Annotated in this window: 11 protein-coding genes; 9 read left to right on the top strand and 2 right to left on the bottom strand. The window is 44.6% G+C overall.

The features are described 5' to 3' along the window. Positions 1-322: 322 nt before the first annotated feature. Positions 323-1897 (bottom strand): coiled-coil domain-containing protein, encoded by a 1575-nt coding sequence (locus JT717_RS28155; RefSeq protein WP_205514692.1) that lies wholly within the window; start codon positions 1895-1897, stop codon positions 323-325. Positions 1898-2211: 314 nt separating this feature from the next. Between JT717_RS28155 and JT717_RS28160 the strand changes: the two genes are divergently transcribed. The 9 genes from JT717_RS28160 (at position 2212) to JT717_RS28200 (ending at position 12004) form a co-directional block, all read left to right on the top strand. Beyond that, the gene (locus JT717_RS28160) at positions 2212-2832 is read left to right on the top strand and encodes an RNA polymerase sigma-70 factor (RefSeq protein ID WP_205514693.1); all 621 of its coding nucleotides are present in this window, start codon (positions 2212-2214) and stop codon (positions 2830-2832) included. A 31-nt stretch (positions 2833-2863) separates the two neighbouring features. Continuing rightward, entirely contained in the window at positions 2864-3856 is a 993-nt protein-coding gene (locus tag JT717_RS28165) for a FecR domain-containing protein (protein WP_205514694.1), read from the top strand. Between the two features lie 121 nt (positions 3857-3977). Then, positions 3978-5831, top strand: coding sequence for a peptidase associated/transthyretin-like domain-containing protein (locus JT717_RS28170; RefSeq protein WP_205514695.1), 1854 nt, complete (start codon positions 3978-3980; stop codon positions 5829-5831). A 74-nt stretch (positions 5832-5905) separates the two neighbouring features. Further along, positions 5906-7030 (top strand): hypothetical protein, encoded by a 1125-nt coding sequence (locus JT717_RS28175; RefSeq protein ID WP_205514696.1) that lies wholly within the window; start codon positions 5906-5908, stop codon positions 7028-7030. A 203-nt stretch (positions 7031-7233) separates the two neighbouring features. Beyond that, positions 7234-9567: a TonB-dependent receptor gene (locus tag JT717_RS28180; RefSeq protein WP_205514697.1), complete on the top strand. Its 2334-nt coding sequence runs from the start codon at positions 7234-7236 to the stop codon at positions 9565-9567. Positions 9568-9619: 52 nt separating this feature from the next. Then, positions 9620-10336 carry a head GIN domain-containing protein gene (locus JT717_RS28185; protein ID WP_205514698.1) on the top strand — a complete coding sequence of 239 codons (717 nt, stop codon included), beginning with the start codon at positions 9620-9622 and terminating at the stop codon, positions 10334-10336. Positions 10337-10571: 235 nt separating this feature from the next. Then, positions 10572-11066 carry a hypothetical protein gene (locus JT717_RS28190; RefSeq protein WP_205514699.1) on the top strand — a complete coding sequence of 165 codons (495 nt, stop codon included), beginning with the start codon at positions 10572-10574 and terminating at the stop codon, positions 11064-11066. Between the two features lie 169 nt (positions 11067-11235). Next, positions 11236-11589 (top strand): hypothetical protein, encoded by a 354-nt coding sequence (locus tag JT717_RS28195; RefSeq protein WP_205514700.1) that lies wholly within the window; start codon positions 11236-11238, stop codon positions 11587-11589. Positions 11590-11596: 7 nt separating this feature from the next. Next, a complete protein-coding gene (locus JT717_RS28200) occupies positions 11597-12004 on the top strand; it encodes a hypothetical protein (RefSeq protein ID WP_205514701.1) in 408 nt (135 codons plus the stop codon). A 70-nt stretch (positions 12005-12074) separates the two neighbouring features. Here JT717_RS28200 and JT717_RS28205 read toward each other — a convergent pair. Then, a partial coding sequence (locus tag JT717_RS28205; protein ID WP_205514702.1) for a T9SS type A sorting domain-containing protein occupies positions 12075-12517 on the bottom strand: 443 nt, incomplete at its 5' end.

The following is a 12517-nucleotide window of genomic DNA, read 5'->3' on the forward strand; positions in this document are numbered from 1 at the left end:
AGTTGTTCTATGGCCTGTTGCTCAAACTCTTTAAAATTAAATCCCGACTTAGATTCTTGCTGTTCCATAATTTACTGTGTTTAAAGATATTAAATAATATCCTTGACACAGTTTATTGAACAGACTCTTGGGAAATAAGCAGTTAGTACTGATATGATAAATGGGCCGACCGGTTCCTGATATCCGGTGACCCCCGTTTGAGGCAGTTGGCATAATTGGCTGCGCCGCCAAGCAGGACAACCAATTGCAATAAAGGAAAGTAATACGTAAAAGGCAGTTAGGTTTGGTTTTATTTCCCCGGCAGCTGGCGGCCCCGGCGATTTTAATGCTTCTCTGCCAGGTTAAAACCATTGCCGTTCATTACATGGCCATTAGCACCATTGGCGCCACTGCCATTCAACTTGGTACCATTCTGCTGTTGCGAAGCCGGCGGATTGCTCAGAGATTTTGACAGATCGCCATAGATCTTCGACAATAACTGATTATTGGTGATGAGTTTGCCTTCCAGGTCCTTGTTCTTTTGTTGTTCGCGGTGCAGTGATTCCTGCAGGGAAGTGATCATATTTTGTTTATCGTCCAACACCAGCTGTAATACTGCCTGCTGCTGTTGCACTTCATGCAGGTTGCGTTCCAGGTTCTCGATATGACCTGTTTTTGAACGCAGGTTTTCCTGGTGCTGCCTGATCTCTTCGCGGCTGCGCTCAACCGCCAGTTGCCAGGCGGCCACTTCTTCGCGCTGCTGTTGCAGTTCTTCCCGCATCGCATGCATCTCCCGTTCATATTGCTCTTTCTGCGTTTGGGTTTGCTGTACCAGCAGGGTTTTATCGGCCGCTTCTTTTTCTATTTCGCGGAAGGTCTTAATGCGCTGTTCCAGCTGGTTCTGCAGGAATTCAATTTGTAATTTCTTCTCCTGTAATACATCCTGCAGGTATTGCTGGTCGGTGATCTTATTCTTTAGCGTGGTCTTTTCTTCTTCAGCTTTCGCGAGCAAGATTTGTAATTCCTGGATCTGCTGCTCGTAATTACCATGTTTGGGTTCGCTGGCCGTCTGTACTTTTTGCAGCAGCGCCGCTTTCTCTTCATTCAGCAGTTGAACGGTCTTTTGCAGCTGCTGCAACTGCGTTGCCAGTTCATTCTTTTCGTTTTTATATTGTAAACCCAGTTCATCAACCTGTTTGGCATAATAGCGTTGCAATTCCTCTGATTCAGACTGGACCGATTTTGCCGAATATTCCATGTTCTTCAACAGGTTTTCCAAACGGGTTACTTCGGCTGCGCTCTTATCTTTCAGCTCTTGTTGTATACGTAGTTTTTCCTGCAATTGTTGAACGGTATCCTGTAACTGCTGCACCTGCTGTTGCGTTTGTGCCAATGCTTCAGGCACCTGTTGCTCACCCTGCATCAGTTTGGCGCTTGCCTGTGCCGTATCCAATGCCTGTTGCAATTGCGTTACCTTCAATTTATATCCGTTGAGCTCGAGTTGCAAACGGGAACTAGCATCATCATTTTGCTTTTCGGTACTATATGCTTTATTAAGGAGATCGGCATATTTGCCTTCCAGTTCGCGGAAATCCTGTTCCAGGGTAGCATAGTTCTCGCGGTAGCGGCGAACTTCCTGCTCATATTTCTTGATGAGGGGCTGGTTATCGGGATTGGTACCACTCGCCAACCAGTCAGGTACCTGGTTGCCGGTATTGGGCTCAGCAGCCATCACGGTATGAAAGCCGCCGCCTTCCATATATGCAGGCTCCGTTCCTTCGGCATTCTTTTTTTTACGTTTGTAATGAAAGAATGTGGTAACCAGAAATGCAATGACAGTACCGGGAATAGCTATCCACAATACAATTTGCAGAAACTGTTTAAACTCGTACATCGAAACGAGCAGGAATCGCAACATATAAGAATATTTATAGGTACACGTTTGGCTAATAGAAACGACCAAGATGGTTTCAGAGGGACGGTTGGATTAAATTATATCTACTACGGTGTGGGGGGTGTAAACAGTAACTGATTCTGGGCTCAATAATAATACCAAAAAAAGGTTAAAACAAGCATTGCGCCTTTGTTTTTTCCACAAAAAAGCATGAAAAAATACGGTCCCAGCGTTACACATGCGATCTTTGCCCTATATATTCAGCGAAAGGAATAACAAAATTTTAGCGAATCGTAGGGGTATTATTATTTTCAGTTGTCCCTTTTGATAAATCTTTATTGGAAGCATTTATATTTGAAGCGGATTATCAACGCATTAAAGTGGCTATCCCAAATACAAGCAGTACCGTTAAACCGCTGTCGGTCGACAGTGAGCAGGAATTTGAACAGCTTTTTAAAGAACATTTTAAAAGCCTGTATGCCTATGCTTTCACCATATTGAAGAATGAAGCTATAGCCGAAGAAACCGTCCAAAACGTCTTTTACAAAATATGGGAGAAGAAGGTCCCCGATACTATACAAACATCGCTCAAAGCCTATTTATACAAAGCCGTTTATCATGAAAGCCTGAATTATCTTAAACACCAGAAAATAAAAGCGCGGTATCAAGTGCATGTTATGCATCAATCTAATAACCATAACGATCAGGGGGCTGCCAGGAAGATCCTGGCGCGGGAACTGGAAGAAAAGCTGCGCGATGCTATGAATGCCCTGCCCCAGCAATGCCGTACTGTTTTTCAGTTAAGCCGGTTCGACGGACTCAAATACCAGGAAATTGCCGATCAGTTAGGCATATCGGTAAAGACGGTGGAAAACCAGATGGGCAAAGCATTGAAACAATTACGGATAAAACTGATCGATTATCTACCCATTTTCATGTTAGCATATTTCTACATATAACAAACATGTCAACATTAAAAAATTACCCTTATTGAAAAGCTCTACACAACATATGGACGATCTGCTGGTAAAACATCTTACCGGTGAAGCTACGGAGGCAGAAATGCTCCAGGTAGAACAGTGGCTGGCTGACGATGAGGCAAACAAGCACTACTTCGAACATTTTAAACTCATCTGGGAAGAAAGTGTTCAGCTGGCCAGCGTAACAGCTGTTGATGAACACGCTGCCTGGCAGCGCTTTCAAAACCGGGTGCAGGAAGGATCGTTTGAAACCCAAAAGACGGCCCGCGTATGGTCGATGAACGCCCCCCTGATGCGGGCAGCGATCGTCACCGGCCTCATCATTGGTATTGCTGTGCTCATGTATTTCCTGTTCCAAAACAATCCGGGCAACGTCATTCGCATGGCCACCATTCAGGCTGCAGATGCGGTCACCGCCGATTCATTACCCGATGGCTCCATCGTTACTTTAAACAAACACTCCCAGATATCTTTTCCTGAAAAATTCCCGGGCAAAAAAAGAAGCCTGCAGCTGAATGGGGAAGCTTTCTTTAATGTGAAACCCAATAAAGAAAAACCTTTTGAAGTGCATACCAACAATGTGACCATTACCGTGGTGGGCACTTCTTTCAACGTAAGAAGCCGCGGCGACACCACGGAGATCATCGTTGAAACAGGTGTTGTTAAAGTAGCTACGGAAAAACAGACCGTCGTATTAACAGCAGGCCAGAAAGCGCTTACCAGCCTGAACCAAACCATATTGCAAAAAGAGGCAAATACCGATCAACTATACAATTACTACCGAAGCAAAAAATTTGTATGCGATGAAACGCCCTTATGGAAACTGGTAGAAAAGTTGAACGAAGCCTACAATGTGCAGATCGTTTTCGGTAACGATGCCCTGGCCAGCCTGCCGCTTACCACTACTTTCGATAATGAGCCGCTCGACGAAATTCTCAATATCATTAAGTCAACATTTAATATCTCTGTAACCAAAGAAAAAGGAAAGATCATACTACGCTAAATTGCATGTTGAATTAATAACCATGACAACACCCAGGTGCGCACTTCTTATTATCATTGTATTAATTTGTATCACCACAACGCACGGATTAGCCCAGAACCTGCTTGACAAAAGGATCTCTGTGGAAGCAACTAATCAACGTTTGTCAGATGTACTGAAACTGATCAGCAGCAAAGGAGATTTTTACTTTTCCTATAACAGCAGTATCATTACCCGCGATAGCCTTATTTCCATTTCAGCCTATAACCGGCCTGTTAAACAGGTGCTGGACCAGCTCTGTGGCAACAGGTTCAAGTGGCAGCAGAACAACAATTACATCATATTAAGAAAAGCACCCATAACGCCCGCCGCCGTTGTTACCAGTAAGATACCCAGTCCCGAAAAATTATATACAGTCAGTGGCATTGTACTGAATAGTGAAACCGGCGAAAAAGTGGGTAATGTGACCATTTATGAAAAAGAACGGCTGGTATCTACCATGTCTGATGACAAAGGCTATTTTAAAATAAAACTTAAAAGCCGGTATAGTACCGCCTCCCTTACCATCAGCCGCGAAATGTTCGAAGACACTACCGTGGTCATTCAACCAAAATTTGATCAGCAGGTGACCATCGTAATGACGCCGGTGGAAGCGAGTGAACCAGTGGTCACCATCAGTCCGGTTGAAAATGAATTACCAGATACCATTGTAGTAAGACCACCTGTAGATACGCTCACTGCCACCGCCCCCGTAGTTAAGGAAGAAGTGAACCAGGTAGAGAGAACCCGCTGGGGAAAAAGATTGCTGTCGGCCAAACAGAATATCCAAAGTATCAACCTGAAAAAATTCTTTGCCGACCGTACCTTCCAGGTTTCATTGACTCCGGGTTTAAGTACGCATGGCAGATTAAGCGCCCAGGTAATAAATAATTTCTCACTGAACGTAGTGGGCGGTTATACCGCGGGCGTAAGCGGCGTTGAGATCGGCGGCGCTTTTAACATCAATAAAAAAGATGTCAAATTCCTGCAGGCGGCCGGCTTGGGCAATATCACCGGCGGTTCGGTAACCGGTGTACAGCTGGCAGGAATCCATAATAATGTCCTGCACGATGTAAGCGGTTTACAGGCTTCCGGCATTTCAAACTATGTAAAGGGAAATGTGACCGGCGCCCAATTGAGCAGTATTCATAACCATGTATCCGGTTCCCTGACCGGTATTCAGGCGAGCAATATCTCCAATTTCTTAAAAGGAAAACTCATCGGTGTGCAGTTGAGCAATATTCACAATGTTTGCTACGACAGTGTGTTTGGGTTGCAGGCTGCCAATATTGTGAACTTTGCGCATAAAAAAGTGTCGGGTGTGCAGCTGGCCGCGATCGGTAATTTCGCCAACCGCGAAATGAGCGGAGCGCAGCTGGGCGTTATATTCAATTACGCAAAAAAATTACGTGGCCTGCAGGTTGGCCTGATCAATATTTCAGATACCTCTGCCGGGTATAGCATTGGACTGATCAATATAGTAATGAAGGGTATTCACAAACTGGCCTTCTCTACGAATGAGGTCCTTGATTATAATGCCGCGTTTAAAACCGGCAACAAGAACCTGTACAGCATCCTCCTGGTTGGCTACAAAGGAAACAAACGCGCAGCCACCCCCGATACATCTTCGATCATCTCCTTCGGTTATGGACTGGGGCATGAATTTTCATTGGGCAAATGGTTTAGTATCAATCCTGAATTTACTTCACAATACCTGCGTATGGGCAGCTGGGAAAATTCCAATGTAATGAACAAGCTGCATCTTCAGTTCAATGTCAAATTGGGTAAATACATGTCGCTGTTCGGCGGGCCATCATTTACCGTCTATTATTCCGAATGGAAAAAGAATTCGGCCGGATTGCAATTACCTGTTCCTGCCTCCTATCATACATTCGACCTGTGGGATGATGCCGTCAAAGGCTGGTTCGGCTGGAATGCAGGCATCAGCTTTTTCTAACCATTGCCAGATATTTTCCAGGCAAACATAGGGGAACGACCTTCACCAGTTGTCATACTGCAAATGATATTTCTATGATGAATGGGAAAACAGCAGTATACCTTGGAGCCTGCCTTTTATGGAAAACGGTAACGTTCGCACAATCGGCAGACAGTATTAATAAAGAAAGATCTGTACCTGTACGCATTGCGTTTGTACCCGGATTGAGCACGCAGGGAAAAAATGACAAATTCACTTCCAGCAATTTTTCACTGAATATATTAGGCGGTGTAACGGGAAGCGTTAAGGGCCTTGAACTGGGCGGCCTTTTCAATATTGATAAGATGAATATGATGGGCGTTCAGGCAGCCGGCTACTTTAATGTCACTGGCAGTGATGTAAATGGTCTGCAATTGGCGGGTTGGTTCAATAGTGCCAAGGGGAACCTTACCGGCATTCAATACGGCGGGCTTGTGAATTATGTTAAGCAAGACACCCGCGGTTTACAAACAGCCGGCATCTATAACCAAACAGGCGGCCAGCTTAGCGGCGGTCAAATGGCAGGTATTGCCAATTACACGCGACATTCATTAACAGGCTTGCAACTTGCCGGTATCGTCAATGTCAATAACAGCACCACCAAAGGCGCACAGCTGGCCGGTCTTGTAAATTATACAAAGAACCTGAAAGGCTTTCAACTGGGGTTGATCAATATTGCAGACACTTCTTCGGGCTTCAGCCTTGGCCTGATCAATATCGTAAAGAAGGGCTATCACAAGATCACGATCAGTACCAATGAAGTACTGAACTTCAATCTGGCCATTAAATCGGGCAATAGAAAACTCTACAACATTTTAATGGCAGGTATCAATGCAGGTAATGATGAAAAAAGTTTTTCGTATGGCTTTGGTATCGGCCATGAAATTAAAACTACGAAATGGTTGACTGTAAATCCGGAGCTTACGACTCAATATCTGTACCTGGGTAACTGGAATTACCTGAACCAGTTGAGCAAATTACAGGTACTGGGCACCGTTAAACTGGCAAAGGGTATTTCCCTTTTTGGCGGCCCTTCTTTCGCGGTTTATTATTCAGATCAGCCGGAAGCGGTTAAAGGGTATAAGTTCATTGTGCCTGATGATGGTTATGACACCTTCGAACTCTGGCACAGTAACGTCACCGGCTGGATCGGCTGGACGGCGGGGATCAGTTTTCTTTAATGTGACAATTTGATAATTAGCCAATGTGACAATGAAATACAGTTACAAGTTTCAGGTTGCAGGTTACCGGTTTCCGGTTACCAGTTTCCAGGCATCTGGAAAGGGCGTCCTGTAACCTGCGACACGCTGTTTTATGTTAAGAAATCACCTGTTGTATAGGGGTAACATGCTTCCCGGTTGTCTAACTACCAAACCCACCATCCATGGTCAAGAAAATGATCGCCCTGACTACAGCAGCTTTGCTGCATTCGATAGCAACAATGGCGCAGGGTACGCAAACCCTCAGGGGTACCGTAATTGATCAACTGCTGCAAACACCGGTTGCCGGTGCAACCGTTATGATCACCGGCACCGAAAGAAAGGCAGTGGCCGATTCACTCGGCAATTTCAGGTTCACCCATGTAGCAGCAGGTACTTATACTTTATTGATCACCCACATCAACTATACCAATGCACTTGCCAGTAATATAGTTGTAAATACCGGCAAGGAAGCAGTGCTGACGATCTCCATGGAAACAAAAGTGCAAACGCAGAAAGCGGTAGTAATAACAGCAGGCAGTAAAAAGAATAAACCGCTCAACGATATGAGTGCCGTGAGCGCCCGCGCTTTTACCGTTGAGGAAACCCAAAAATATGCAGCTGCCGTAAATGATCCCTTACGCATGGTTACCGGTTTTGCCGGTGTTGCCAGCGCCGATGACGGTGGTAATGATATCGTGATCAGGGGAAATGCACCAACGGGCTTATTATGGCGCATGGAAGGTATTGATATTCCGAACCCGAATCATTTTAGTGAGGCAGGCAGCAGCGGCGGCGGTATTTCCATTCTAAGCGCACAGCTGCTGGCCAATAGTGATTTTTTAACCGGCGCCTTTGCAGCCGAATATGGCAATGCATTAAGTGGTGTGTTCGACCTCAAACTCAGAAAAGGCAATAACGAAAAGAAGGAGTATGCGCTGCAGGCGGGGTTGTTGGGTCTGAATGCTGCAGCCGAGGGCCCACTGTCTGCATCGCATAGGGGCTCCTGGCTGGTGAACTACCGGTATTCCACCTTATCGCTGTTGAACAAAATGGGCCTTGACCTGGCAGCGGGCACAACCAATTTCCAGGACCTTTCGTACAACATATATATACCAACGAAAAACAAAGGCATTTTCACCCTGTTTGGTTTTGGCGGACTGAGCTCTCAAAACCAGCAGATGGAAACCGATAGTTCTAAATGGGAAATGCAGGATGACCGGTACGCCGGTAAGTTTGTGGCAAATACTGGCGCTACCGGCATCATGCATACTATTCCCATAGATGATCAAACCACCATCAGATCGGCACTGGCTTTCTCTTATACTGCCAATACATTTACTGAACAGTATGCCGAGAACAGTAAATCAATTGTAGACAACTATAAGGACAATTACATCACCAAAAAGATACTGGTATCTTCTTCACTCAATCATAAGATCAACGCCAGTAATGCTTTCCGCGCAGGCGCTTTTATAAATTTCATCTTCTTTAAATATTATAAGCTTTCTAAAGAGAATCCAAAAGCGCCCCTGCTTGAAAACATCAACACCAATGGCAATACGCAAACTGTGCAGGCTTATATACAATGGCAATACAAACCTTATAATCACCTCACCTTTAATGTGGGCATGCATTACCTGGCCCTCTTATACAACAATACGGGCACAGCAGAACCAAGAGCTTCAGTAAAATGGGATCCCGACAATAAAAGTTCCCTGGCATTTGGCTACGGTTTGCATAGCCAGTTACAGGCCCTGGGCGTGTACTTCGCGAAAGACGTGCATAACACAAATCCCAATAAATTCATTGACCTTACCAAGGCCCACCACCTCGTATTATCATACAGCCGCCTGATCGGTGCGCATTTACGCGCCAAGGCCGAAATATATTACCAGCATCTGTTTGATGTGCCTGTAACGGTGAACAGCGACAAAACTTTTTCAACGCTTAACATCCGGAATGAATTTATAACAGAGGCGCTTGTCAATACCGGCAGCGGCAGGAATTATGGTCTCGAGTTAACGCTTGAAAAATACCTGGATCACCATCTTTATTACACCCTGAACAGTTCCTTCTATCAATCAAAATATACCGCTGCTGATGGCGTGGAGCGCAACACCCGCTTCAATGGTAATTATCTTTTCAACGGTGTAGCAGGTAAGGAATTTCCACTGGCAGGCCAAAGAAAAGTATTAGGCATCAATGTCAAGCTCATTTATGCCGGTGGTTACCGCACTACACCGATCGACCTGGCGGCTTCTCAACAGGAAGGTTATGCCATTTTTAAAGAGAAGGAAGCATTCAGTTTGCACAATAAGGCTTACTTCAGACCCGACTGCCGGCTCAGCATAAAGTGGAACCGCGAGCGATTGACCAGCACCTTGTCACTCGATATACAAAATATAATTAACCGGAAGAACGTCTTTGATCAGGACTACGACCTGCTGAAAAATGCAACGGTCACTAATTATCAGAATGGCATCATTCCGGTATTGAATTATAAAATTGAATGGTAATCCTTCTCTCCTGCCCTTTTAACAAGATTCATCAATAACAAATAAAAGAACCATGAAAAATTTCCACTTAGCGCTTTGTGTTGTTTTAGTAGTCACCGTTGCCACCTCCTGCGAAAAAGTAGTAGGTAAAGGTCCCGTACTGGTGGAAGACAGGCACACGGCCAGTTTCAACGGACTGGTGATTGAAGTACCGGCAGACACTTATTTTACCCAGGACTCGGTGTATAAAGTAGAACTACATGCCCAGGAAAATATCCTGGATGAAATTGAAACAACGATCATTAATAACGACCTGCGCATCCGGTTCAGGCATTCCAATACCCGCATCCGCAGCAATGACGGTATAACCATCCATGTTAGCGGCCCCAATGTTCGCTACCTGGCGGTAGATGGCTCCGGTTACCTTGAAGCATCTGCCCCCATAACACCGGCCAATCTGAATGTACAGGTGGATGGATCGGGCAGCATCAGGGTGAATAATGTAACTACAACAGAGATCAACGCCAGCATTGAAGGTTCAGGCAGTATACATGTCAATAGCGGCACTGCCAATGCAGCCAAAGCCCGCGTCAGCGGCAGCGGGTTAATGGATCTGTCGGGTGTGATGGTGAAAGAGGCGGATGCCAGCATCAGTGGCTCAGGCAATATAAAAGTGTTCGCTACGGAAACTTTAAAGGCTGCTATTTCAGGCAGTGGCTCTATTTTTTATAAAGGAACGCCGTCGATCACCACGAAGATCTCCGGTTCAGGAACCGTGATACATATGTAGAACTGACCCTTTTATTTACAAATAATTTTTGATAAAAAGCGGAGCATAACAATTACATAACCTAAACTTAATACAGCAAGCCGGGTTAAGCGGTCCATTTATCAACAGGAGTTCTATTTTTTCCACATTGACGGTATTAATAATCCACACCGCATTTTTCTAATAGCTACAGGTATATTTTTGGAGGAGAAAATGAGATTCCCTAATAATTTCTTAACCCACTAATTGCCGCATTATGAAATGGGTGTATGTTAACCAGCCGTCTGCTTATATCAGGAAGTATCAATTAACAGAAGGCGATGACAGTAAACTGGTCATTAAGTTCAACCTCGAGCAACAATCCGTACGTTTAAGCAGTGATGAGAACCACCGGTTATTTTTTATTGATAAAACAGGTTTATGGCATAATAAGACCATTTTGAAAAATGAATATGGTGTTGAAATTGGCCGGCTGTCGATCGATAAAGTGCATGGGACTGGCATAATTGACATGGAAGGGAAAAGGTATAACTACAGTTTTCAAAATAATACAGAACTGATCGTATTTGAAAACAACGCTTCCGAACCGCTGGCGGTTTGTGATATGACAGAAGCCCCCTCATTCACTTCCCTGGCTGCAAACAAATACAGTAATGAAGAATATGCCTGTTTTTTACTGGGCATTTGCTGGTACCTGTTCCCGCTTACGGCCACTGAGCAGATGGAATACACAACTACTACAATAGCATAAGCACAAAAATTTTCGCCTTTACTTTAACAAACGGGTGTATCATCAATGATGCACCCGTTTCTTTTATGGTCTGCTTAATCACAAATAAATCTTTCAGAAAATATTGAAAGTTTCAAATTGATTATTATCTTTGTCATGTAAAGCGCAGTCAAGGATTAAACCCTATGTTATGAACACGCTGTCGTACATGATCTACCTGCTCATTACCTGGTTTATAACTGTACATGTTGGATTGATCTTTTACCGGAACGGAAAAAGCTACATTCTTAACCTGCTGCATGGCGATGAAAGGCTGACCCTTTTTATCAACCGCATTTTATTGATTGGCTATTATCTGCTGAACCTGGGGTATGTTACCATGACCATCCGGTTATGGAAAACAGTGAATACCTGGACGGAAGTGATCACCAGTATTGCCACCATGACGGGCAAAATAATGTGCACCCTTGCAGTAATCCATTTCATTAATATGGCTGTGCTGTTAATGATCGGCCAGCATCATCAACCTGCTAACAATAAATAATAAGTATATGAGAAGCTCCCTTAATTTCAACGCTTATCTTATTTACCTGCCCATTGTAATTGTACTGACCTGGTATGTAGCGCATATCCTTTTCAGGAACAGCAAAACTTTTATGCAGGACATCTTCCATGGAAAAACAGACATAGCGCATTCAACCAATAAATTATTTGAGACCGGGTTCTATTTACTTAACCTGGGATTTGCCCTGGTGATCATGGAAATAACCGAGGAAATAATCGACAGCCGTACGCTGCTTGAAATGTTGAGCACCAAAATTGGTGGGTTTAGCATATACCTGGGCCTTATGTTGTTCTTTAACCTGTACCTGTTCTTCCGGGGCCGGCGGATCTCTAAACAAAAAGCAAGGATGGCAGACGCCTATACACCGATCTCAGCTGGAGGAAAACAGTATTAAGTTAATTAACGCATGGCCATTGAAAAAGCCCCGATCCAAACGTCGGGGCTTTATAATTGCCGGCTTATAGCTAAGGTACAAATATATTTTGCAGAACAGCTCTCTTATCGCCGTTATTGATAACAATGAAGTAAAGGCCTTTTTGAAGACCGGTATAATCTACTGGTAATGTATAATTGCCCGGCACATAGGTCTTACTGACAATTGTTTTTACAAAGCGGCCATCGGCTGCATACAGATTTACCAATACCTTTTCTGCATGGGTAATACCGAAGCGTATGGTGGCAAGGCCGGTTGATGGATTGGGTACTACCACCGGCGCAATAGCAGGCAGCACATTACCTGTTATCAGGGGCTCGGCAGCCACCCTGGCGCCCGTAGCAGCACTGCAGGATGCTTCCGTTGGATTATTACCGCTGATCTCTATCCAGTCGATCATTGCAAATTCAGAAGACACGGTGGTTTCCAGCCGGATCTTGTTGGCGCCGGCCACCAATGTCACGGGTACCCACG

It is taken from the genome of Longitalea arenae, assembly GCF_016924755.1.
In the GTDB taxonomy this organism is placed as follows: domain Bacteria; phylum Bacteroidota; class Bacteroidia; order Chitinophagales; family Chitinophagaceae; genus Niastella; species Niastella arenae.

Excerpts from the sequence above, each read along its gene's own strand:
- JT717_RS28155 (WP_205514692.1), bottom strand. The coding sequence starts at position 1,897 with ATGTTGCGATTCCTGCTCGTTTCGATGTACGAGTTTAAACAGTTTCTG.
- JT717_RS28175 (WP_205514696.1), top strand. The coding sequence starts at position 5,906 with ATGATGAATGGGAAAACAGCAGTATACCTTGGAGCCTGCCTTTTATGG.
- JT717_RS28180 (WP_205514697.1), top strand. The coding sequence starts at position 7,234 with ATGGTCAAGAAAATGATCGCCCTGACTACAGCAGCTTTGCTGCATTCG.
- JT717_RS28185 (WP_205514698.1), top strand. The coding sequence starts at position 9,620 with ATGAAAAATTTCCACTTAGCGCTTTGTGTTGTTTTAGTAGTCACCGTT.
- JT717_RS28190 (WP_205514699.1), top strand. The coding sequence starts at position 10,572 with ATGAAATGGGTGTATGTTAACCAGCCGTCTGCTTATATCAGGAAGTAT.
- JT717_RS28195 (WP_205514700.1), top strand. The coding sequence starts at position 11,236 with ATGAACACGCTGTCGTACATGATCTACCTGCTCATTACCTGGTTTATA.
- JT717_RS28200 (WP_205514701.1), top strand. The coding sequence starts at position 11,597 with ATGAGAAGCTCCCTTAATTTCAACGCTTATCTTATTTACCTGCCCATT.